This is a genomic window from Agromyces sp. NPDC004153, assembly GCF_053603635.1.
In genome coordinates this window covers 1,441,932-1,464,915 of the sequence record NZ_JBSGFY010000001.1, presented here as the reverse complement: position 1 = coordinate 1,464,915, position 22,984 = coordinate 1,441,932, and the positions used below count along the sequence as shown (strand labels likewise).

At 71.1% G+C, this 22,984-nt stretch carries 15 protein-coding genes and 2 tRNA genes; 12 read left to right on the top strand and 5 right to left on the bottom strand.

The features are described from left to right. Positions 1 to 58: 58 nt before the first annotated feature. The 4 genes from ACWEOH_RS06820 to ACWEOH_RS06805 all read right to left on the bottom strand — a co-directional run bounded on the left by ACWEOH_RS06820 (position 59) and on the right by ACWEOH_RS06805 (position 8,313). Entirely contained in the window at positions 59 to 3,778 is a 3,720-nt protein-coding gene (locus ACWEOH_RS06820; protein ID WP_452029405.1) for a nitrate reductase subunit alpha, read from the bottom strand. Positions 3,779 to 3,867: 89 nt separating this feature from the next. Further along, positions 3,868 to 5,259 (bottom strand): FAD-binding oxidoreductase, encoded by a 1,392-nt coding sequence (locus ACWEOH_RS06815; protein WP_452029403.1) that lies wholly within the window; start codon positions 5,257 to 5,259, stop codon positions 3,868 to 3,870. Between the two features lie 68 nt (positions 5,260 to 5,327). Continuing rightward, on the bottom strand, positions 5,328 to 6,938 hold the full coding sequence (locus tag ACWEOH_RS06810; protein ID WP_452029401.1) for an HD domain-containing phosphohydrolase: 1,611 nt from the start codon (positions 6,936 to 6,938) through the stop codon (positions 5,328 to 5,330). A gap of 73 nt (positions 6,939 to 7,011) precedes the next feature. After that, positions 7,012 to 8,313, bottom strand: coding sequence for a DUF445 domain-containing protein (locus ACWEOH_RS06805; RefSeq protein WP_452029399.1), 1,302 nt, complete (start codon positions 8,311 to 8,313; stop codon positions 7,012 to 7,014). A 79-nt stretch (positions 8,314 to 8,392) separates the two neighbouring features. Here ACWEOH_RS06805 and pheA point away from each other — a divergent pair, with 79 nt between their 5' ends. The 5 genes from pheA (at position 8,393) to ACWEOH_RS06780 (ending at position 14,900) form a co-directional block, all read left to right on the top strand. After that, positions 8,393 to 9,346: a prephenate dehydratase gene (gene pheA / locus ACWEOH_RS06800; protein WP_452029397.1), complete on the top strand. Its 954-nt coding sequence runs from the start codon at positions 8,393 to 8,395 to the stop codon at positions 9,344 to 9,346. A 135-nt stretch (positions 9,347 to 9,481) separates the two neighbouring features. Continuing rightward, a complete protein-coding gene (locus tag ACWEOH_RS06795) occupies positions 9,482 to 11,920 on the top strand; it encodes a carboxypeptidase regulatory-like domain-containing protein (protein ID WP_452029395.1) in 2,439 nt (812 codons plus the stop codon). Positions 11,921 to 12,062: 142 nt separating this feature from the next. Next, a complete protein-coding gene (locus ACWEOH_RS06790) occupies positions 12,063 to 13,907 on the top strand; it encodes a carboxypeptidase regulatory-like domain-containing protein (RefSeq protein ID WP_452029393.1) in 1,845 nt (614 codons plus the stop codon). 106 nt (positions 13,908 to 14,013) lie between these two features. Further along, positions 14,014 to 14,592 carry a hypothetical protein gene (locus ACWEOH_RS06785; RefSeq protein ID WP_452029391.1) on the top strand — a complete coding sequence of 193 codons (579 nt, stop codon included), beginning with the start codon at positions 14,014 to 14,016 and terminating at the stop codon, positions 14,590 to 14,592. Next, a complete protein-coding gene (locus ACWEOH_RS06780; RefSeq protein WP_452029389.1) occupies positions 14,589 to 14,900 on the top strand; it encodes a hypothetical protein in 312 nt (103 codons plus the stop codon). The genes ACWEOH_RS06785 and ACWEOH_RS06780 overlap by 4 nt, the downstream gene beginning before the upstream one ends. A gap of 51 nt (positions 14,901 to 14,951) precedes the next feature. On the opposite strand, the gene ACWEOH_RS06775 is transcribed toward ACWEOH_RS06780, so the two are convergent. Then, a complete protein-coding gene (locus ACWEOH_RS06775; RefSeq protein WP_452029388.1) occupies positions 14,952 to 15,971 on the bottom strand; it encodes a diacylglycerol/lipid kinase family protein in 1,020 nt (339 codons plus the stop codon). Between the two features lie 121 nt (positions 15,972 to 16,092). On the opposite strand from ACWEOH_RS06775, the gene serS reads away from it, so the two are divergent. The 7 genes from serS (at position 16,093) to ACWEOH_RS06740 (ending at position 22,927) form a co-directional block, all read left to right on the top strand. Further along, the gene (gene serS / locus ACWEOH_RS06770) at positions 16,093 to 17,361 is read left to right on the top strand and encodes a serine--tRNA ligase (RefSeq protein ID WP_452029386.1); all 1,269 of its coding nucleotides are present in this window, start codon (positions 16,093 to 16,095) and stop codon (positions 17,359 to 17,361) included. Positions 17,362 to 17,363: 2 nt separating this feature from the next. Then, the gene (locus ACWEOH_RS06765) at positions 17,364 to 18,188 is read left to right on the top strand and encodes an HAD family hydrolase (RefSeq protein WP_452029384.1); all 825 of its coding nucleotides are present in this window, start codon (positions 17,364 to 17,366) and stop codon (positions 18,186 to 18,188) included. Positions 18,189 to 18,307: 119 nt separating this feature from the next. Then, positions 18,308 to 19,528: an LCP family protein gene (locus ACWEOH_RS06760; protein ID WP_452029382.1), complete on the top strand. Its 1,221-nt coding sequence runs from the start codon at positions 18,308 to 18,310 to the stop codon at positions 19,526 to 19,528. 185 nt (positions 19,529 to 19,713) lie between these two features. Beyond that, a tRNA-Ser gene (locus ACWEOH_RS06755) sits at positions 19,714 to 19,798 on the top strand. Between the two features lie 37 nt (positions 19,799 to 19,835). Further along, positions 19,836 to 21,140 carry an LCP family protein gene (locus ACWEOH_RS06750; RefSeq protein WP_452029380.1) on the top strand — a complete coding sequence of 435 codons (1,305 nt, stop codon included), beginning with the start codon at positions 19,836 to 19,838 and terminating at the stop codon, positions 21,138 to 21,140. A 215-nt stretch (positions 21,141 to 21,355) separates the two neighbouring features. Further along, positions 21,356 to 21,444 (top strand) — tRNA-Ser (locus ACWEOH_RS06745). A 205-nt stretch (positions 21,445 to 21,649) separates the two neighbouring features. Further along, the gene (locus ACWEOH_RS06740; RefSeq protein WP_452029378.1) at positions 21,650 to 22,927 is read left to right on the top strand and encodes an ATP-binding protein; all 1,278 of its coding nucleotides are present in this window, start codon (positions 21,650 to 21,652) and stop codon (positions 22,925 to 22,927) included. The last annotated feature ends 57 nt before the right edge of the window (positions 22,928 to 22,984 follow it).

The window sequence follows — 22,984 nt, the reverse complement described above, 5'->3', positions numbered from 1 at the left end:
GCTTCCCACGAGGGGCCATACTGCGCTCACGAACTGCATCCATGAACGGCTCACCTCCTCAGTACCGGACATCCTGGTTTCGGCGACGGATGGTCGCGACCGCGTCCCGCTGGTTCCCCGTCGGGCCGAGGTAGTTGAACGTGTACGACAGCTGCGCGTACCCGCCGATGAGGTGCGTCGGCTTCACGAGCAGCCGCGTCACCGAGTTGTGGATGCCGCCGCGCCGGCCGGTCGCCTCGGACTTGGGCACGTCGATCGTGCGCTCCTGCGCGTGGTGCACGTAGACGACGCCCTCCGGCATCCGGTGCGAGACGATCGCGCGGGCGACGAGCACGCCGTTGGAGTTGACGCACTCGACCCAGTCGTTGTCGGCGGCGCCGATCGCTGCGGCATCCGCTGGACTCATCCACACCGTCGGCCCGCCGCGCGAGAGCGAGAGCATGAACAGGTTGTCCTGGTACTCCGAGTGGATCGACCACTTCGAGTGCGGGGTCAGATAGCGCACGACCACCTGCTGCCCGCCGTCGGAGCCGAGCTTCGGCTCGCCGAGCAGGCGGTGCAGGTCGAGGGGCGGCCGGTAGATCGGCATCGCCTCGCCGAGGTCGCGCATCCAGTCGTGGTCGAGGTAGAAGTGCATGCGGCCGGTGAGCGTGTGGAACGGCTTCAGCCGCTCGATGTTCACGGTGAACGGCGCGTACCGGCGGCCGCCGGTCTCGGAGCCCGACCACTCGGGCGAGGTGATCACCGGCACGGGCGCGGCCTGCGTCATCGCGAACGTGATGCGCTTCTCCTCCGAGCCCTCGGCGAGGTCGGCGAGCGGCTTTCCGACCCGTTTCTCGAGGCTGCGGAAGCCCTGCACCGCGAGCTCGCCGTTCGTGGTGCCCGAGAACGAGAGGATCGCCTCGGCGAGCCGCACGTCGGTGTCGATCGCGGGGCGCCCCGCGGCCGGGCCGTCGGGCAGCACGCCGTGCGCCTTCGCCAGTCGGTCCACCTCGTGCGACACGTCGTAGGTGACGTTCTTGATCGTGAAGCCGAGCTGCTCGGCGAGCGGACCGACGGTCGCGAGCTTGTCGGCGATCGCGGTGTAGTCGCGCTCGACGACGGCGAACACGGGCATCGTCTTGCCGGGAAGCGGCGCGACGTCGCCTCGGGCCCAGTCGCGCACGATCCCGCCGGGCTGCGCGATCTCGCCGGCCGTGTCGTGCTGCATGGGGACCGACACGAGGTCCTTGCGCGTCCCGAGGTGGGTCTCGGCCATCCGCGAGAGCTCGCGCGCGATCGCGTGGAACAGGTCGAAGTCGCTCTTCGCCTCCCACGGCGGGTCGATCGCCGGGGTGAAGGCGTGCACGAACGGGTGCATGTCGGTCGACGAGAGGTCGTGCTTCTCGTACCAGGTGGCCGCGGGGAAGACCACGTCCGACAGCAGCGTGGTGGACGTCATCCGGAAGTCCGCCGACACGAGCAGGTCGAGCTTGCCCTCGGGGATCTCGTCGCGCCACGCGATCTCGCGCGGCCGCACGGCCGCCTCGTCGGAGGCCATGACGTTGCTGTGCGTGCCGAGCAGGTGCTTCAGGAAGTACTCGTTGCCCTTCGCCGACGAGCCCATGAGGTTCGACCGCCACAGCGTGAGCAGGCGCGGCCAGTTCTCGGGGGCGTCCACGTCGGAGATGGCGGTGCGCAGCGACCCGTCGGCGAGGGCGCCGGCGACGTACGACGCGGGGTCGGATGCCGCGCCGGCGTCGACGGCCGCAGCCGCCTCGTCGGCCACCTCGAGCGGGTTGCGATCGAACTGCGGGTAGAACGGCATCCAGCCGAGCCGGGCGGACTGCGCGATCGTGTCGGCCGTGTGCATGCCGTCGAGGTGGCCCTCCGCGAGCGGGGAGGCGAGTGCGTCGGCGGAGTAGCCGTCGAAGCGCCACTGGTCGGTGTGCAGGTACCAGTAGGCGGTGCCGATCATCGTGCGCGGCGGCCGCGACCAGTCGAGGGCGTTCGCGAGCGACAGCCATCCGGTGATCGGCCGGCACTTCTCCTGCCCCACGTAATGCGCCCAGCCGCCGCCGTTGCGACCCATCGAGCCCGTGAGGATGAGCAGCGCGAGGATCGACCGGTAGGTGGCGTCGCCGTGGAACCACTGGCAGATGCCCGCCCCCATGATGATCATCGATCGGCCGCCCGAGTCGATCGCGTTCTGCGAGAACTCGCGCGCGATGCGGATGCAGGCCTCGGCCGGCACGCCCGTGATGTCCTCCTGCCAGGCGGGCGTGTACGGGGTCTCCCGGTCGTCGTAGCCGGTCGGCCACTCGCCGGGCAGGCCCTCGCGCCCGACGCCGTACTGCGCGAGCAGCAGGTCGAACACCGTCGTGACGAGCGCGCCGCCGACTCGCGTGGCCGGGACGCCTCGGCGGAGCACGCCGCCCGTTCCGTCGGGGGCGTCGAACCGGGGGAGCAGCACCTCGACGTCTTCAGCGGTGACCCGCGCGTCGCGCACCGAGAGCGCGGGCTGGGTCAGCTCGAGGTCGAGGTTCCACCGCCCCTCGCCCGACTCGGCGTACCGGAACCCCATCGAGCCGTTCGGCACCACCGGCTCGCCCGTCGCCGCCTCGAGCACGACGGTCTTCCACGCCTGCTCGGGCGCAGCCTCGGGCGCAGCGGATGCCGCGTCGAGGTCGGCCGCGGTGAGGAACTTGCCGGGCACCAGCCCGCCGTCGGCGTGCTCGACGAGCGTCACCAGGTGCGGCAGGTCGGTGTACTTCCGCGAGTAGTCGACGAAGAACGGCACCCGCCTGTCGACGTAGTGCTCCTTCAGCAGCACGTGGCCCATCGCCATCGCGAGTGCGGCGTCGGTGCCGGCCTGGCACGGCAGCCACTCGTCGGCGAACTTCGTGTTGTCGGCGTAGTCGGGGCTGACCGTGACGACCTTCGTGCCGCGATAGCGCACCTCCGCCATCCAGTGCGCGTCGGGCGTGCGGGTCACGGGCACGTTCGAGCCCCACATCATGAGGTACGTGGCATCCCACCAGTCGCCCGACTCCGGGACATCCGTCTGGTCGCCGAACACCTGCGGGCTCGCGACCGGGAGGTCGGCGTACCAGTCGTAGAACGAGGTCATCACGCCGCCGACGAGCTGGGTGAACCGCGTGCCGACGCAGTGCGAGACCATCGACATGGCCGGGATCGGCGAGAACCCGGCGACCCGGTCGGGACCGTACTCCTTGATGGTGTGCACGTAGCCGGCGGCGACGAGCTCGACCGCCTCGGCCCACGACGCGCGCACGAGCCCGCCCTTGCCGCGGGCCTGCTGGTAGCGCCGCCGCGTCTCGCGGTTCGTCGACACCTCGCCGAACGCGAGCACCGGGTCGCCGAGGCGCGCCTTCGCCTCCCGGTACGCCTCGAGCAGCACGCCCCGCACGTACGGGTACCGGACCCGCGTGGGCGAGTACGTGTACCAGGAGAAGGCGGCTCCTCGGGGGCATCCGCGCGGCTCGTACTCGGGCCGGTCGGGGCCGACGCTCGGGTAGTCGGTCTGCTGGGCCTCCCAGGTGATGATGCCGTCCTTGACGTACACCTTCCACGAGCACGAGCCCGTGCAGTTCACGCCGTGCGTCGAGCGGACCACCTTGTCGTGGCTCCAGCGGTCGCGGTAGAACGCGTCGCCCTGGCGGCCTCCCTGCAGGAACGCCGCGCGATGGTCGGGCGTCTCGTCCCACCGCGTGAAGAACCGTCCGACCGCGAGCAACGCGTCGGACGCCGGACCATCCACACCGATGGACGGGGTCATGGATCGGACCCTACCGAGGCGTGGGCGTCTTCGCCAGCGCACGCGCGGGGAGCGCGGAGGTCGAGTCGGTTCCGATCCGGTCGTGGCGCTCAGGGCCGAGCCGCGGCGGCCGCGAACACCCCCTCGGGGTCGTAGGAGTGCCGGATCCGCTGCACGCGCTGCTCGTGCTCGCCGAGGGTCAGGCCGCCGACGGCGCCCTCCTCCTCGCCCAGTCCCGCGAAGTTCAGGTACATGCCGCGCGAGGCCGGCTCGAGCGCGTTCCAGAGCCCTCGCGCCCAGGCGATCGCGTCGTCGTCGAGCGCGGGATCGCTCCAGATCGCGTCGACGCTCACGTTGAACCGCGCGCCGCGATGCGCGAACGCCGTCCCGTCGGGGCCGACCCGGTCGATCGCGCCACCCAGGGTCCGCACGATCACCGCCGAGCGGGGGTCAGGTCGCCGCGCGGCGTGCGCGACCATGAGCTCGACGGTCGCGTCGTCCAGTTCATCCATGAAGTGCGACTTCCAGTAGTAGCGGCCACCGTCGGGGATGGCGAAGTCGAACGCGCTCTGGGCCTCGACCCAGGTGCTCGTGCCGCCGAGATCGAGGATCGGTTCGCCCAGCTCGGCGAACGGCTCGAGCACCGGCGCGGCATCCGCGGGCTCGCCGATGTACGTGCCGAGCGCGAGGACGAGCGGAACGCCGACGACCTCGTCGGGCAGGCCCGGGAAGGGCGGCAGCGCCCACAGCGCGAACTGGGGCGCGACGGTCGGTGGCGCCTCCGCGGCCAGCCGCCGCCACGCGCGGAAGACGGCACCGGCGTCCTCGGCCGGGTAGGCGAAGACGGCCGCCGCGACGTCGGGACCGAGCGGATGCAGCGCGAACGTGAACTCGGTGACCACGCCGAGTCCGCGGCCGGCCCCGCGCAGCGCCCAGTAGAGGTCGGCGTTCTCGTCGGCGCTCGCCGTGCGCACCGCGCCGTCCGCCGTCACCACCGTCATCGAGACGACGTTGTCGCAGCTCAGGCCGTGCATGCGCTGCATCAGGCCCAGCCCGCCGCCGAGCGTGAGCCCGGCGACGCCGGTCTCGGAGACCTCGCCTCCCGGAGTGGCGAGCCCGAACGGCTGCGTCGCGGCATCCACGTCGGACCATCGCGCACCGCCCTGTACGCGTGCCGTGCGCGCGACCGGATCGACGACCACGTCCCGCATGCCGGAGAGGTCGATCACCATCCCGTCGTCGCAGACGGCGCTGCCGGCGACCTGGTGCCCGCCGCCGCGGATCGACACGACCGGCCGCCGCGACCGCGCCACGTCGACGCACGCGATCACGTCGTCGAGGTCGACGCACCGGACGATGACCTCGGGATGCCGGTCGATCAGGCCGTTCCACACCATCCTCGCGGCGTCGTACTCCGGATGATCCCGGTCGATCGCCGCTCCTCGTATCCGTGCGCGCAGGTCACCGACCAGCGATGCTCGCGCGACCTCCGGCAGTGCCATGATCGCCCTCGCTTCCCCGCCGCGTGCGCAGCGGATGCGCTCAGGCTAGGACCGCGGATCGGGTCGGTTCATGGGGTGAACTCCCCATCTCCGTCGCGCGCCGGCCGGGGGGCCTCGTCGGCGAGCAGGCCGTGCCGCATCGCGAAGATCGAGAGGGTCGCCCGGTTGCGAGCGCCCGTCTTCGTGTAGATGTGCTCGAGGTGGTTGCCGATCGTCTTCGGCGAGACGTGCAGGAGGGCGGCGATCTCCGCCGTCGACCGGCCCCGGGCGGCGAGGCCGAGCACCTCCACCTCGCGTTCGGTGAGGCCCGCCGGCCACTCCCGGCGACGGTGACGGTGGTGACCCGCGGCGACGAGGACCGCTTCGACGGCCGCGGCGTCGAGGCGACCCTCGCCGACCTCGCGACGCAGCACCCCGGGGAGCTCGGTGGCGGGGATCGCCGGACGATGCGGTCGCGGCTGGGCCTTCGAGGCGTAGACGTCCGCGGCCGCGAGCAGCCGAGCCGGCTGCGTGATCTCGGGAGCCGAGATCCCGCGCGGATATCCCGAGCCGTCGAGGCGCTCGTGATGCTGGCAGGCGAGGCGTCCGTGCGCGCGCAGCCCCGGGAAGGGCTCGAGGATCGCCTCCGTGAGGTAGGGGTGGAGCCGCATCTGCTGGGTCTGCGCCGGCGTGAACGGACCCGGCGACTCCCAGACGGCGGCGGGGACCCCCATCCTGCCCAGGTCGTGCAGGAGCGCGGCACGTCGCGCGCCCGCCCGCTCCGTCGCGCCGAGGCCGACATCGTCCGCCGCGGCGTCGACGAGCGCCGCCGTAGCGGACTGGTGGCCGAGCGTCGTCGGCGACTTGAGGTCGACGTAGTCCGCGAGCACGAGGAGCGCCCGATCGAGCGCCTCATCGTCGAGCAGGTCGTCGAGGCTCGGGCACACCCGCATCGCCGCGTCGAACGCCTCGACGGCGTCGAGGGTGCCGAAGATCTCGTCGGACTCGTCGCAGAAGGCGTCGACGAGGTCGGGGTCGAACTGCGTGCCGCGGCGGGCGCGTGCCACGGCGACGGCGGCGTCCGCCCCGCCCGCACGGTGCATCGCCATCACGATGTCGCCGAGGTTCGCCGCGCGCGCCGAGAAGGTCGCCTCTGCGCCACGCAGGCCGCGGGGTTCGCCCGCGCCGTCCCAGCGCTCGTACACCTGGTCGAGGCCGGTGCGGAGCCGCACCGGCACGTCGAGCGCCTCGGCGAGGGCCGACGCGGCACGGCGATGGTTCTCGAACATCGCCAAGGTGTCGCGCATGCCCTCGACGGGGAAGGCGGCGATCGTGCGCCGTCGCTGGGGCCAGGGCTGGCCCGCACCGACCTGCCGGGCGATGAAGTCCTGCTCCGCCCGCTCATCGGCGAGGTCCACCATCCTGATCTCGGCCTTGGCTCGGTGGTCGTCGCCGAACCAGCGCGCCTGCTCGAGCGAGTCGACGTGGCATCCCGCCCACGACAGCATCGACGTGTGGAACACCTCGCGCCGCGCGTCGGCGTCGAGCCCCGCGCGCTCGGCGAGGACCAGCGAGATGTAGGTCTGGCCGAGGGTGTGGCCCATGGGCTGCCCCATGCACAGGTCGATCCCGCGGGACAGCGCCGCGAGCAGCTCGTGCTTGTGCACGTGCGGCTCTCCGACGGTATCGGCCGTGGCCATGCGCCGATTCTCCCGCACCCGACGAGGGCCCGCACCCGACCCCGCGCCCGCCCGGGTGCGCGGCGCTCGTGCCTCAGACCAGCGCCTGCACCCCCGTCGCGATCGCGTAGATCGTGACCCCGGCGAGCGCGCCCACGACCGTGCCGTTGATGCGGATGTACTGCAGGTCGCGGCCGACCTGGAGCTCGAGCTTCTCGGTCGTCTCGCGCGGATCCCACCGCTCGACCGTCTCGGTGATCACGCCGGCGATCTCATGCCGGTAGTTGCGCACGACGTAGGCCGCGGCATCCGCCACCCACTCGTCGACCTTGGCGGCGAGCTCCTCGTCGGTCGCGAGGCGCGCGCCCACCTCGATGACGGCCGCGCGGAAGCCCTTGCGCAGCTCGCTGTCGGGATCGGCCAGCGCCTGATCGAGCGTCGCCTTCACGCTCGCCCACGCCTCGCCCGCGAACTCGCGCACGCGCGGGCTGTCGAGCAGGTCGGCCTTGAGCCGCTCGACTCGGTCGATCATGGCGGGGTCGTGCTGCAGGTCGTCGGTGAGCTCTGCGAGCCAGCGGTCGATGGCGCCGCGCAGGGGATGCCGCGGGTCGGCCCGTACCGTGCGCACGAACGCCAGCACCTCCCGATGCGCCCGGTCGTCGACGAGCCGGTCGACGAAGCCCGGCAGCCACTTCGGCAGCCGGTCGGACACCATGGAGCCGAACGCCTCGGGGTGCGAGAAGAGCCACGCCTCGGCCTTCTCGAGCACGGCGTCGATCGCCGCTCGCTGCTGGTCGGCGGCGACGAGCCGGGCGCCGAGCCGCCCCATCGCGGGGCCCCACTCGGGCTCGAACAGGTGCTTGCGGGCGAGCTGCTCGATGACGTCCTCGACGTCGTCGTCGCCGAGCAGCGTCAGCACGCCGCGGGCCGCGACCGACGCCTCGGAGGTCAGGAGGTCGGCGTTCTCGGGCACGGCGAGCCATTCGCCGAGCCGCCGCGCGATGCCGACCGAGCGGAGCTTGCCGATCACGACCTCCTCCGAGAGGAACTCCTGCTCGACGAATGCGCCGAGCGTCGCGCCGATCTCGTCCTTGCGCGTCGGGATGATCGCCGTGTGCGGGATCTTGAGCCCGAGCGGATAGCGGAACAGCGCCGTCACGGCGAACCAGTCCGCGATCGCGCCGACCATGGCGCCCTCGGCGGCCGCGCGAACGAAGCCGAGCCACGGCACCTCGTCCTGCAGCGCGAACGACACTGCGAACACGACGGCGGCCACGAGCAGGAGGCTCGTCGCCACCCGCTTCATGCGCCTGAGCGCCGCGAGCCGCTCGGCATCCGTCGGCAGCGCTCGTGCCTCGGGCGCCGGCGCGGCCTCGCGTTCCCCGATGGTCGTCATGCGCGACCCCCTCGCCTCGGATGTCCGTCGGTTTCGACCGTAGCGCGTGCCCTCGAGGCCGCTGGATAGGCTTGCGTCCATGACGGATGCCGCCCCCACGCCCCCTGAGGAGACGTACTCCTACCTCGGGCCGGCCGGCACGTTCACCGAGGCCGCGCTGAAGCAGGTACCCGATGCCGCGGGCAAGCACTGGCGCTCGGTGAACAACGTGGGGGAGGCGCTCGCCGACGTCACGAGCGGACGCTCGGTCGCCGCGATGATCGCGATCGAGAACTCCGTCGAGGGCGGCGTCTCCGCCACCCAGGACGCGCTGGCGACCGTGCCGGGCCTGCGGATCATCGGCGAGTACCTCGTGCCCGTGAACTTCGTGCTCGTGGCCCGGCCGGGCACCACGCTCGGCGACGTCCGCATCGTGAACGCCCACCCCGTCGCCTACGCACAGTCGCGCGGCTGGCTCGAGCGCGAGCTGCCCGACCACGGGCACATCCCGGCGACGAGCAACGTGCAGGCTGCGGCATCCCTGTTCGAGGGCAGCCAGGCGGATGCCGCGGTGGCCCCGCCCGGCATCACCGAGCACCTCGACCTCGAGGTGCTCGCCCGCGACATCGGCGACAACCCCAACGCGGTCACCCGGTTCGTGCTCGTCTCGCGCTCGCGCATCCTCGCCGAGCCGACGGGCGCCGACAAGACGAGCCTCATCGTCGAGCTGCCCGACGACGAGCCCGGCTCGCTGCTCGCGATGCTCGAGCAGTTCTCGACCCGTGGCGTGAACCTCTCGCTGCTCGAGTCGCGCCCGATCGGCGACGCCCTCGGCCGCTATCGGTTCGTCGTCGACCTCGACGGGCACATCGCCGACGAGCGCGTCGCCGACGCCCTGCTCGGCCTGCGTCGCACCAGCCCGAACGTGATCTTCCTCGGCTCGTACCCCCGCGCCGATCGCCGCGAGGTGTCGTACCACTCGAAGTACGATGACGAGATCTTCATCGAGGCGCGCGACTGGCTGCGGGGGCTGCTCAGCGGCGAGCCCGACTGACGCGGGCTGACCTGACGTCGGTGACCTCGAACTGGGGTGACGCGGGCATTGCGCGAGCACACAGGGGATTGGTAGCGTCCGCCTGACCCGACTCGAACGGACCCTGCCGATGGCCCTGCCCATGCGACGCGTCTCGTGACGCGCACTCCTGCCCCTCTCGTCCGCCGCACCGCACTGCACCGCCGCACCGCACTGCACCGCCGCATCCGAACGCTCGTCGTGTCGGTGCTCGCGGTCGTCCTCGTGACGCAGGCGGTGGGCGCCACGCCCGCCGCGGCCTCGGCGGCACCGCAGACGCTCTCGGGAACCGTGAGCTTCGGCACAGCCGGGGAACATCCCGCCGGCGTCGGCGCGAGGGTCTACTGGGAGCGCTACGACGGTGGCAACTGGTATTCCGGGCCACCCGAGGGCCTGGCCACGGATGCAGCGGGGCGGTGGACCCTCTCGCTCGAGACCGGCACGTATCGCATCCGGTTCTCCCCGACGTCGAACGACTACCAGGGCCTCTACTGGAACGGGCCGTCGGCCGCCGAGTACGCCAATCATGTGACGGTGGGCGACCAACCGATCACTGGCATGGACCTCACGTTGCCGCGCCGGGGGTCCATCTCGGGCACGGTGTACCTCGGGGGCGCGGAGCGCGTGGCGGGAGCCGGCCAGGTGCGGGCGACCGCCTACCGGTGCTACCAATCCGGGTGCGTCTCCGGCTCAGAGCCCACGGCACTCACGGATGCCTCGGGCAGGTACACCTTCAGCGGGCTGTTCAACGGCGTCTACACGATCCGTTTCGCCTACCTCGCCGGCCCCGAATTCCAATCGCCGATCGCCCCGGTCGTGGTGACCGTGGACAACGTCACGCAGGTGTTCACGGGGCAGGACGTCACGATGCCGGTGGCCGCCACGATCGCGGGCACCGTGACACTCGGGTCGGCCGAGGTGCGGGCCGCCGCGGGAGAGGTGCTCGTCACCGCGCGTCGCCACTCGGACACGGGCGCCAGCGGATGGACGGAGTCGAGCGTTCCAACCGGCGCGGACGGCAGGTACGCGTTCCCCGGGCTCCCGCGGGGCACGTACGAACTCCGGTTCTCGTACGTCGGAACCGGCGGGTTCGCCCCGCAGTGGTGGCCGGCCAACCCGGTCCCGTCGGTGAGCGGCACGCGATTCACGCTGGGCGAGTCGCCCATCGTGCGCGACATGACCCTGCCGCTCGGAGCAACGCTCACCGGCACCGTCCGCGACGCCGCGTCGGCTCCGATCGGCGGGATGCGCGTCATCGCCTCGGCGTTCGACGACGCCAGCCATGAACCGGGGGTGGAGGTCGGCTCGACGACGACGGACGCCGACGGCGCGTACTCGCTCGCGAACCTCGCGCCGGGCCGTTACAGCATTCGCATCGTCCCCGAGGCCGAGCAGAGCCCGTTCTCCCCGGTCACCCGTGCGGACGGGCTCCGACTCGATGCCGGCGAGCGTCGCACCGGCTACGACGTGACGGTGTACCGGTACACGACACTGTCGGGCACCATCACCTGCGAGGGCTGCCACCTCGAACCCGCGCGCCAGCTCGCAGTGGTCTTCGAGCGGAACGTCGGCACGCGTGCCGACCCCGTCTGGGTCTCTGCCGGGTCCACCGGTGTCTGGCCCCGCGCCGTCGAGAACACGGCCGCCTATTCCACGGACACCAACTGGGGGCTCGTTGCCGGCATCTACCGCGCCCGCGTGGTCGGAGACTGGGGATGGCGCACTCGAGCCGGATGGTCGCTCCCCGTGACCGTGGAGGACGGTGGCGACGCCGTCCTCGACCTGACGGCGGAGTTCCTGGAGTTCGATCGGGACTTCTCGGGTGACGAGAACCCCGACGTGCTGGTCCGTACGTCGTCCGGTTCGATGTTGATGTACACCGGCGATGGGGCTTCCGGTTGGAAGGGTGCCTCGACGATCGGGTCGGGCTGGACGATCATGAACCACGTGTTCGCGGCCGGGGACTTCTCCGGCGACGGGCACGAGGACGTGATGGCACGCGACGGCGCCGGTCGCCTGCACCTGTACCGCGGTGACGGGAACGGCGGCTGGCTCGGCTGGGGTGTCGTGGGCACCGGCTGGGGTCACATGACGGCGATCTTCAGCCCGGGCGACTTCTCCGGCGACGGGAACGCAGACGTGATGGCGCGTGACGGTGCGGGCGACCTGTGGCTGTACCCGGGTGACGGGAAGGGCGGCTGGGGTGCCGTGTCGAAGGTCGGCTCGGGCTGGAACGCCTTCGACACCGTGTTCGCCGTGGGCGACTTCGGCGGCTCTGGCGAGGCCAACGTCATGGGCCGCATGCCCAACGGCGACCTCTGGGCCTACCCCGCATCCGGTTCCGGGAGCTGGACGGATCCCGCGCGTGTCGGAACGGGCTGGGGAGTCTTCGATGCGGTGTTCGGGTCGGGCGACTTCGACGGCGACGGCTTCGACGACGTCATGGGACGGGACCGGTCGGGCCGCCTGTGGCTGTACCCGGGACAGGGCGGCTTCGACTGGGGAAGTCCCGCCGTGGTCGGCACCGGCTGGGGTCACCTCGGCTTCGTGAGCTGAGGAATCCTGCGTTTGTCACGCGCGCTGTGCACATCTATTGCGCGTGGCTCTTCGGCGCTGATAACTTCCTGCGGACAGCACCTGAAGGTTCCCCCGATCCCTACATGAATGGAGCCCCATCGATGCCCCAGCGACGTGCATCGTGACCCGAACCGTCACCCGCATCCCGTCCATCCGTCAGGCCCCGCGCCGCCGGGCGTTCGCCGCGATTCTGGCCATCGTGGCGACCTTGTTCGCCTCCCTCGCCGTGACCGCGGCGCCCGCAGTCGCGGCCCCCCAGAGCGTCTCGGGCACCGTGAGCTTCGGCACCGACGGCAACCATCCCGCCGGGGTCTCCGCGGTCGTCACGTGGCAGCAGAACGTCGACGGCGCCTACGTGCCCGGTCCGGCAGAGGGCGTTCGCACCGACGCCGACGGACGCTATTCGCTGTCGCTCGAACCCGGCAGCTACACCTTGCGATTCGCGCCGTCGACGCCGGGGTACCAGACCCTCTGGTGGGGCGGCGTCGAGGCGGCGGACATGAGCGCAGTGGTCGAGGTGAGCGATGCGTCGCTCGCGGGCATGGACATCACGCTGCCGCAGGTGGAAGTCTCTGCCGAGGACCCTTCGCCCACGGTCGAGGCCCCGACCCAGCGAACCGCATCCATCGCCGGAACCATTCGGACGGAGGCTGGGACGCCCATTGCCGGAGCGAAGGTGACCGCGACCGCCTGGGATCCGATCGATTGGAGCACCGAGGTGGTGGGCGAGGCGTTCACCACGACCGACGGCACGTATCTGCTGGCCGGCCTTCCGGCCGCCGGGTACGAACTCGACGTCACCGCCGACGGGTACGTGAACCCGTGGATCCCGTTCTTCGAGCTCGCCGAAGGCGAGCAGCGCACCGGGGTCGACGCCGCGATGATGCGCTACCGGAGCATCTCGGGCACGATCACGTGCGACAGATGCGACGAACCCGAGGTCGGCGAGAGCATGTACGTGCTGTTCGACCGGAACGTCGGGACCAGGGCCGAGCCGGCGTGGGTGTACGCCGGCGGCGTGCTGGCCACGCCCACCGAAGCGGCCGACGGGGCTGCGACGTACACGTTCAGCACCGCGGACGGACTCCTTCCCGGCAGCTATCGGGCGACGGTCGGCGGCTACTGGGGCTGGCGCACCCGCGCGAACGTCTCGCCTGCGGTGACCGTCGAGGACGACTCGAAGGTGACGCTCGACCTGACGGCGGAGTTCCTGGAGTTCGATCGGGACTTCTCGGGCGACGAGAACCCCGACGTGCTGGTCCGTACGTCTTCCGGTTCGATGTTGATGTACACCGGCGACGGGGTATCCGGTTGGAAGGGTGCCTCCACGATCGGGTCGGGGTGGACGATCATGAACCACGTGTTCGCCGCGGGCGACTTCTCGGGTGACGGGCACGAGGACGTGATGGCCCGCGATTCGGCGGGTCGGCTGCACCTGTACCGCGGTGACGGGAACGGCGGCTGGCTCGGCTGGGGCGTCGTCGGCACCGGCTGGGGTCACATGACGGCGATCTTCAGCCCGGGCGACTTCTCCGGCGACGGGAACGCGGACGTGCTGGCGCGTGACGGCGCCGGCGACCTGTGGCTCTACCCGGGCGACGGGAAGGGCGGCTGGGGTGCCGTGTCGAAGGTCGGCTCGGGCTGGAACATCTTCGACACCGTGTTCGCCGTGGGCGACTTCGGCGGCTACGGCGAGGCCAACGTCATGGGCCGCATGCCCAACGGCGACCTCTGGGTCTACCAGGCGTCGGGCTGGGGCGACTGGATCGGCCAGTACCGCGCGGGCACCGGCTGGAACATGTTCGACGCCGTGTTCGGCGCCGGCGACTTCGACGGCGACGGCTGGGACGACATCATGGGCCGTGACCGGGGCGGCAACCTCCACCTCTACCCGGGCGAGGGGGGCCTCTTCAAGCTCCCGTCGGTCGTCGGCACGGGGTGGGGGCACCTCTCCTTCGTGAGCTGAATCGCGATCTGCGATCCCGTGCCGGACGAGCCAGTCGGCAGGCGTTCGGGGCCACCCGGCACGGGATCGCGGTACTGTGGCGCTGGTGGGCACGACGGAGGACGCCATGACGAAGACACGTCCCGAGCCGGGGATCGACCCACGGTTCGATCCGCGGTACCAGCGCGGATACGTGCCCGACGCGGCGACGGCCGATGAGGGCGACCAGCCTCCCGGCATCGTCATCGCGCCGGCCGGCTCGGCGCCGGAGGACTCGACAGCGTCCGCGACGGCACCCGCGCCGCCGGTGCGCCGGCCGGATCCGGAGCCGACGGCGGGGCCGCGACCGACTCGTGCCGACCCGCACGAGGACGTCCGTTCGACCGAACGGGACCTCGATGCGGAGGACGACGTCCTCTTCCCGTCCGAGTTCGCGGAGGCCGACGACGAGCCGTCGCCCGCCGACCCGTGGTTCCTCGCAGCCTGGGGCGTCGCCGTCATCGCGATCGTCGTGGGCGGCGCGTTCTGGTGGGCGGGCCTGATGGCCGACAACCCGTTCTCGGGTGTGAGCCAGTCCGACCGCTGGCTCCAGTACGTCGGCTGGGTCGTGGCGCCGTCGCTCATCCAGGGCGGCCTGCTCGGGCTCGTCGCGATGCTCGTGTGGACCGGCATCCGCTGGGCCCGTCGACGCTCGGAGCCCTCGTGATCGCTCGGCTCCTCCGCAACCCCGCGGCCATCGCACTGGCGCTGGTCGTCGTCGTCGCGGCCGCGCTCACCATCTGGGCCGTGGGCGTCGTGGTCGAGGACACCGGCGAGATCTTCCTCAACCCCGATCCCAGCGACGCGGCCATCGCGCAGTACCGCATCATCCAGATCGCCAACGCGATCCCGCAGCCGGCGACGCTCGTGGGCGTGGTGGCGCTGCTCGGCTTCATCATCGTGGGCGCCGTGACGAATCGCGTGATCGACGCCGAGCACGATCGGCGCCGCTCATCGACGATCGACGGGCGCTAGCCCGACCCGTCTCGTCGCCGGTGTTCGGCGGGGAGCCGCTCGTCCCGCTCGTCAGTCCTCGACGCGCACGATGAGGGCGGCCGGGTCCACGCGGAAGCGCGCGGCGACCACGGTGCCGAACTCGTCGCCGTCGATCTCGAACTCCTCGGCATCCGCCTCGATCTCGATGTCGACCGACCGCCCGCGCGAGTAGACGATCTCGCGACGGCGGCTGCCGCCCGTGAGGTCGAGGAACTGCCGCCCGAGCGCGCTCTTGCGCAGCACGCGGTTCTCCCAGGTGACGCGCCGCCACACGAGCAGCCACCCCATGAGGTTGCGCGGCTGCAGCACCACGACGTCGAGCTTGCCGTCGTCGAGCTCCGCATCGGGGATGAGCTCGATGTTGCCCGGCAGGTACCCGAGGTTCGCCACGAGGATGCTCGACACCCGCGAGCGGTGCAGGCGACCGGCATCCGTGCGGTGCACGACCCGGAACGGCTTCGAGGCCGGAATGGCCCGCAGGCCCGCGTCGACGTAGGCCAGCCAGCCGACCCGCTTCTTGAGGTCGGGGTTGGTGTTCGAGATCATGGCCGCGTCGATGCCGATGCCCGACATCACGAGGGAGGCATGCGTCTCGTTCGTGCCGTCGGCGCGGGTGATGTCGGCCACGAGCACGTCGATGGCACGATCGACGCCGGCGAAGGCGAGCACCACCGCGTCGTCGTGGTCGTTGACGGGGACGCCGAGGTTGCGGGCGAAGAGGTTGCCCGTGCCGAGCGGCACCAGTCCGAGCGGCACGCCGGTGCCGCGCACGGCGGCAGCCACCGAGCGCACGGTGCCGTCGCCGCCCGCCGCGATCACCAGATCCACGCCCGCTGCGATCGCCTCGCGGGCCATGCCCTTGCCAGGGTCGTCGATGGTCGTCTCCAGCCACAGCGAGGGCGCGTACTGCTGCCGCTCCTCAGCCGATTTCACGGCCGCGCGCAGCAGGTCGATCCCGCTCTTCGTCGGGTTGAAGATCACGGCCGCGCGGAGCTGCCCGCCGGCCCCGTCGACGCCGGCGGCCGCCGCGTGATGCGCATCCCCGGTCACGCTGCAACCGTATCGCTTCGAGCCGAGCGGATGCCCCACGCCCTCGTCGGCCGTCCAGCCCAGTTCAGGGGTGCCGGCCGGGGCCCCGAGCCGTCGGTGGCCCCGGGCTAGACTGGCTCGCGTGATCGACCCCGTGCTGCTCCGCGAGAACCCCGAGCTGATCAAGCGATCGCAGGAGTCGCGCGGCGAGTCATCCGCCTTCGTCGACGACGCGCTCGCCGCCGATTCCGCGCGACGCACGGCCATCTCCGAGTTCGAGACCCTCCGCGCCGAGCAGAACGCCTTCGGCAAGCAGGTCGCGAAGGCGCCCAAGGAGGAGAAGGCCGCGCTCGTCGCGCAGGCGCAGGAGCTCGCCGCGAAGGTGAAGGACGCGAACCAGCGCGCCGGCGAGGCCGAGTCCACGTTCACGTCGGCGATGCAGCGCATCGGCAACGTCGTCATCGACGGCGTCCCGGCCGGCGGCGAAGACGACTTCATCGTCCTGCGCGAGGTCGGCGAGATCCCCGCGTTCGACTTCGAGCCCCGCGACCACCTCGAGATCGGCGAGCTCCTCGACGCGATCGACATGTCGCGCGGCGCGAAGGTCTCGGGGGCGCGCTTCCACTTCCTGAAGGGCGTCGGCGCCAGGCTCGAGCTCGCCCTCATGAACATGGGCCTCGACCGGGCCATCGCCAACGGCTTCACCCCGCTCATCACGCCCACGCTCGTGCGTCCCGAGATCATGCAGGGCACCGGCTTCCTCGGCGCGCACGCCGAGGAGGTCTACCACCTGCCCGCCGACGACCTCTACCTCGTCGGCACGAGCGAGGTCGCGCTCGCCGGGTACCACTCCGACGAGATCATCGACCTCTCCGACGGCCCGATCCGCTACGCGGGCTGGTCGACGTGCTACCGCCGCGAGGCCGGCAGCCACGGCAAGGACACCCGCGGCATCATCCGCGTGCACCAGTTCGACAAGCTCGAGATGTTCAGCTACGTCGACCCGGCCGATGCCGAGGCCGAGCACGAGCGGCTCCTCGGCTGGCAGGAGGACATGCTGCGGTCGCTCGGCCTCACCTATCGCGTCATCGACGTCGCGGCCGGCGACCTCGGTTCGAGCGCCGCGCGCAAGTTCGACGTCGAGGCCTGGGTGCCCACGCAGCAGGCCTACCGCGAGCTCACGTCGACCTCGAACTGCACGACGTTCCAAGCACGGCGCCTCGACATCCGCCATCGCACCGAGAGCGGGAAGACGGCGCCGGTCGCGACGCTCAACGGCACGCTCGCCACGACGCGCTGGATCGTCGCCATCCTCGAGACCCACCAGCAGGCCGACGGCTCGGTGGTGGTGCCCGAGGCGCTGCGCGGGTACCTCGGCGGCCTCGAGGTGCTGGAGCCCAAGCGCGCATGAGCATGCCGGCCCCCCGACCCGCCGAAGCCGCGGAGCCGTGGCTCGTCGCGCTCGACGTCGACGGCACGATCCTGCACGAAGACGAGTCGATCGACGAGCGGGTGGCCGACGCGATCCTCGCCGCGCGTGAGCGCGGCCACGAGGTGACGCTCGCCACCGGGCGGTCGTGGGCGACGACGCTGCCCGTGCTCGAGCGCCTCGGCCTCACCCCCGAGTTCGTGGTGTGCGCGAACGGCGCCATCACGATGCGACGCGACGACGGGGCATCCGGCGGCTACTCGCGTGCGCACGTCGAGACGTTCGACCCGACGGCCGTGCTCGCGCGCATACGCTCGTTCCTCCCGAGCGGGCGGTTCATGGTCGAGTTGCCCGACGGGTACCGCCTCTACACGCAGGGCATGTCCGACTGGAACCTCGAGAACGCCCGCGAGGTGCACTTCGACGAGCTGCTCGACCAGCGAGCGACGCGCGTCGTGGTGGTGTCGCCCGACCACGAGCTCGAGGAGTTCCTGCGCATCGTCGAGGAGATGGGCCTGCACCAGGTGAGCTACGCGATCGGCTGGACCGCGTGGCTCGACATCGCCCCCGACGGCGTGAGCAAGGCCACCGCGCTCGAGCGCGTGCGCGGCTGGCTCGACCTCCCGCTCGACCGGGTGATCGCCGTCGGCGATGGGCGCAACGACATCGAGATGTTCTCGTGGGCCGGCGCCGCCGGCCGCGCCGTGGCCATGGGGCAGGCGCCCGCCGAGGTGCGCGCGGCCGCCGGGGAGACCGCCGAGGACGTGGACCACGCCGGCCTCGCGGCGGTGCTCGACTCGCTTCCCTGACGCGCATCCCGCCTGTTCGGGGTCTCGCCGGTTATCATCAGCGAGTCGGGAGGGGCGCGATGAGCGGTCGGTCTGCACCGGAGGGGCCCGTCGAGCCTGCCGTCCCGAGACACGGCCGGATGCCTCGGCACGGCGCCTGGCAGACCTACGGCAAGATCGCGGCGGCCGTCGTCGCCGTGCTCGCCATCAGTGCGACGGCCGTCGTGAGCTACGCCGCGGTGGACCTCCTCGCGACCGCCGCCGTGAAGCCGCCCGTGAAGCTCGAAAGCGAGACGATCCTCGAGAACGTGCCCGACATCGGCGCGATGGAGGGCGGGTTGAACTTTCTGCTCGTCGGCAGCGACAAGCGCCCCGACGACGGAGCGTTCGGCGACCCCGAGGAGGAGTCGGCCGTGCTCAACGACGTGACGATGCTCCTGCACATCTCGCAGGACCACAGCCACGTCGAGGTCGTCAGCTTCCCACGAGACATGCTCGTCGACGTGCCCGAGTGCGTCGACCCGAACGACCCCGAGGGCGAGCGGCTGCCCGAGCTCTACGGGACGAAGATGAACGAGGTGCTCTCGTGGGGCGGCTTCGGTTGCGTCGCCGCCACGATCGAGCGGCTCACCGGCGTGCAGATCCCGGTCGGCGGCATCGTCGAGTTCTACGGCGTGGCGGCGCTCTCGACCGCGATCGGCGGTGTCGACGTCTGCGTCGTCGACCGGATCGACGACGACTACACCGGCCTGCACATCGACCCGGGGACGCATTCCCTGCAGGGCATGGACGCGCTCGCGTTCCTCCGCACGCGCCACGGCGTCGGCGACGGCAGCGACCTCGGCCGCATCTCCAACCAGCAGACCTTCCTCGCCTCGCTGATGCGCACCATGCAGGGCTCGGGCACGCTCGGCGACCCCGTGAAGCTCTACTCGATCGCGAAGGCCGTGCTCTCGAACATGACGCTCTCGACCGCGTTGCAGAACCCGGCGCAGCTCATGTCCATCGCACGCACGCTGCAGGACATCGACCTCTCGAAGATCGCGTTCGTGCAGTACCCGACCGTGTACACCGACGGGTTCGCCGCGGTCGTGCCCGCCGAGTCGGCCCAGGTGCTCAATGCCGCACTCGTCGCCGACCACCCGGTCGCCATCGACCCCAACGCGACGACCGACTCCGACTTCGGCACCGTGACCGACCCGAACGCCCCGGCCCAGCCCGAGGCGCCCGCCCCCGAGGCGCCGGCGACGGATGCCCCGGCCACGGCCGCCCCGACGACGCCGCCGGCTGACGCGCTGCCTCCCGACGTGACCGGGCAGACCGCCGCCGACGTGCGCTGCTCGAGCGCGAACGCGGGCTGACCAGGGGAGCGGCATCCGCTCGCGCGTCGCGCCATCGTGCGGGAACCTGCGGTCGCGGCATCCGTCGGAGCACCCGAATCAGCGCCTTCTCAGGCTGGGATGAGAGGCTCGTGCGGATGCGCTTCGGCTAGAATCGGGGCCTGCCTGTGCGACGCGGCCCCTCACGGGGCTTCGGCGCGCCGGTTGGAGGGCTGTCCGAGCGGCCGATGGAGCTGGTCTTGAAAACCAGTGGGCAGCAATGCCTCGTGGGTTCGAATCCCACGCCCTCCGCGCGCACGACCACGGATCACGACAGGAGAGGCATCGGGTGAATCAGGACCTGCGTCACAGCTCACGTCGCGCTGCGAAGACCTCGTCGGTCGCACGTCACGGACGGCTCAAGGCCCACAGCGCGTGGAAGACGGTGGCGAAGGTCGCGGCATCCGTCGTCGCGGTCACCCTGATCTCCGGTTCCGCCGTCGCCGCCTACGCCGCCTGGGACCTCGCCAGCACCGTGAAGCCCACGGTCACCCTCGAGAGCGAGAAGGTGCTCGAGGGCGTGCCCGACGTGGGCGCGATGGAGGGCGGCGTCAACCTGCTGCTCATCGGCAGCGACAGCCGGGCCGGCCAGGGCGACGGCTTCGGCGACCCCGATGAGGAGACCGCGGTCCTCAACGACGTGACGATCCTGATGCACATCTCGCAGGACCACACCAACGCGTCGGTCGTCAGCTTCCCCCGCGACATGCTCGTCGACGTCCCCGCCTGCCAGGACCCGAACGACCCGTCGAGCACGCTCGACGAGCTCTACGGCGTGAAGATCAACTCCGTGCTCTCGCACGGCGGCATGAACTGCGTCGTCGAGACCGTGCAGTCGCTCACCGGCGTATCGATCCCGTTCGCGGGCATCGTGCAGTTCATGGGCGTGGCCGGCCTCTCCGAGGCCGTCGGCGGCGTCGAGGTCTGCGTCGCCGAGCCGATCGAGGACGAGTACACCGGCACCTTCCTCGAGGCGGGCAACCACACCCTGAGCGGCGTCGCCGCGTTGCAGTTCCTCCGCACGCGCCATGGCGTCGGCGACGGCAGCGACCTCGGCCGCATCTCGAACCAGCAGGTCTTCATGTCGTCGCTGGCCCGCAAGCTGCAGGCCGACGGCACCCTGAGCGACCCGGTGAGGCTCTACTCGATCGCCAAGGCGGCGCTCGCCAACATGCAGCTCTCGTCGAGCCTCGCCGACCCGACCCGCATGATCTCGATCGCCAAGGCGCTGAAGGACACCGACCTCGGCTCGATCGCGTTCATCCAGTACCCGACCGCGTACTCCGAGGGCTTCAGCGCCGTCGTGCCGACCGACTCCGCCGAGATGGTCAACCTGGCGCTCCAGGAGGACCGACCGGTGACGTTCAACTACGACAACGAGTCGTCCTCGTTCGCGTCGGCCGGCGACCCCAACGCCGCCCCGCCCGCCGAGGTCCCGGCCGAAGAGGTGCCCGCCGAGGAGGCTCCTGCCGAGGGGGTCCCCGCCGACCCGGCCGCGCCGGCGCCGACGGTCGAGGCGCTGCCCTCCGACGTCTCGGGCCAGACCGCGGCCGAGACCCGATGCTCGGCGGGCCGCCCGCTCGAAGACCAGTAGCCGATCGCCGTGCGCCGTTCGCTCGGCGACGCTCGGCTCTCCGGCTCTCCGGATCTCGTGGGCTCCTCGCTGACGCGAAACGCCCTTCCCACGCTTCGGGAAGGGCGTTTCGCGTCACTTCGCCGGATGCCGGTGCGGGCGCCGGCGCTCGAATCGTCGTTCGCGGCATCCGCGGGTTATGATGGCTGTCGCGTGTGCGCGCAAGTGCATCGCGAGGAGACGTCGCATAGTCCGGTCGAGTGCACCACCCTGCTAAGGTGGAGTCCCCGTAAGGGGACCGCGGGTTCAAATCCCGCCGTCTCCGCTCGATGAATGGCTGGTCGAACGGCGTTTCGTGTCGCCAGACTCGCGTGATCGGCACATTCTGGCCACAGCTCCTTCGATTCGAGTCTGCAGACCCGGTATTTCTGCGCCTGTCGAGGCGATCGGGTCCTCGACCGGCGCGAACGGGCAGTCGCGAACGGGTGCGTATCGTGCCACCCTCGAAGCAGTTCGATCGAGGAGACCCTATGGCTGGATGGCGGATCCGCGACTACCACCCTGACGACGTGGACGGCATCCTGCGCCTGTGGGAGCAGGTGCTGGCCGCCAACGCGGAGCCCGTCTACGGGCTCTCGGACGTCCTCGCCTCGTGCGCGAAGGACCACGCAGTCGTCGCGGTCGTCGGCGACGACGTCGTGGGAGCTGCCGTCGGGCGGGCGGCGCACGCGCAGGGTTGGGTCGTCTTCGTCGCGACCGCGTCGCACATACAGGGTCAGGGCATCGGCTCGTCACTCCTCGCTGCCCTTGAATCACGCATGGCAGCGCACGGCGTCTCGAAGCTCTCGGCTCTCATGCCGATGGCCGAGACGCGCGTCGGTGCGTTCCTGCACCAGGGTTTCGAGCTGAAGCGCGATCTGCATTACTTCGAGCGTCACATCCCTGTGCAGCAGGAGGAGCTCAGAAAGCTTGCCGCGCTTGGCGGCCGCGTCATGCCGCGCGGGCTGTGGGATTCAGTGGGCGGGATGGCGGCCGAGAAGGATCTGCTGGAGCGCAGGGTGGTCATGCCACTCGCGAACCCGGAGCTCGCCGATCGGTTCGGCGTCGTGCCGCCCCGGTCGATCATCCTGTTCGGACCCCCCGGGACCGGCAAGACGACGTTCGCGAAGGCGATCGCGTCGCGGCTCGAGTGGTCGTTCATCGAGGTGTTCCCGTCGCGGCTCGCTGCCCACCCGGGAGGCCTCGCCGGTGCGCTGCGCGAGACGTTCACGACGATCTCGGAGCTCGAGCACGCCGTCGTCTTCATCGATGAGGTCGAAGAGATCGCGTCGCACCGGCAAGGCGAGCCGCCTTCGCCGACGCAGGGCGTGACGAATGAACTGCTGAAGATCATCCCGGCCTTCCGTGAGCAGCCGGGCAGACTCCTGGTGTGCGCGACCAACTTCATTCGGGCATTGGATGCCGCGTTCCTGCGCCATGGCCGGTTCGACTACGTGATCCCGATCGGCCTGCCTGACGTCGAAGCTCGGTCGGCGATCTGGGAGCGCTATGTGCCGCCTGCCTCCGTTGGCGTCGACATTCCGACGCTCGTGACGATGACGGAGGGTTTCTCGCCGGCCGATATCGAGTTCGCCGCACGCAAGGCCTCGCAGGCGGCCTTGGAAAAGGCGGTGCAGTCGGTCTCCGGTGACGGCAGGGGTCCGTTCATGGTGGACTACATCGCCGCCATCACCACGACGCGTGCCACCGTCTCCCCTGAAGTGGCCGCCGGCTTCCTCGAGGACATCGAGGCAGTCGGGCGAACCTAGTCGTTCGCGATTCGTGATTCGGTGCGCCAGGGCCTCCGTCAGGATCGGCGCCGGCTC

Bases quoted from the DNA above. Each gene is read 5' to 3' on its own strand.
- ACWEOH_RS06820 (WP_452029405.1), bottom strand. From the start codon at position 3,778: ATGACCCCGTCCATCGGTGTGGATGGTCCGGCGTCCGACGCGTTGCTC.
- ACWEOH_RS06815 (WP_452029403.1), bottom strand. From the start codon at position 5,259: ATGGCACTGCCGGAGGTCGCGCGAGCATCGCTGGTCGGTGACCTGCGC.
- ACWEOH_RS06810 (WP_452029401.1), bottom strand. From the start codon at position 6,938: ATGGCCACGGCCGATACCGTCGGAGAGCCGCACGTGCACAAGCACGAG.
- ACWEOH_RS06805 (WP_452029399.1), bottom strand. From the start codon at position 8,313: ATGACGACCATCGGGGAACGCGAGGCCGCGCCGGCGCCCGAGGCACGA.
- pheA (WP_452029397.1), top strand. From the start codon at position 8,393: ATGACGGATGCCGCCCCCACGCCCCCTGAGGAGACGTACTCCTACCTC.
- ACWEOH_RS06785 (WP_452029391.1), top strand. From the start codon at position 14,014: ATGACGAAGACACGTCCCGAGCCGGGGATCGACCCACGGTTCGATCCG.
- ACWEOH_RS06765 (WP_452029384.1), top strand. From the start codon at position 17,364: ATGCCGGCCCCCCGACCCGCCGAAGCCGCGGAGCCGTGGCTCGTCGCG.
- ACWEOH_RS06760 (WP_452029382.1), top strand. From the start codon at position 18,308: ATGCCTCGGCACGGCGCCTGGCAGACCTACGGCAAGATCGCGGCGGCC.
- ACWEOH_RS06740 (WP_452029378.1), top strand. From the start codon at position 21,650: ATGGCTGGATGGCGGATCCGCGACTACCACCCTGACGACGTGGACGGC.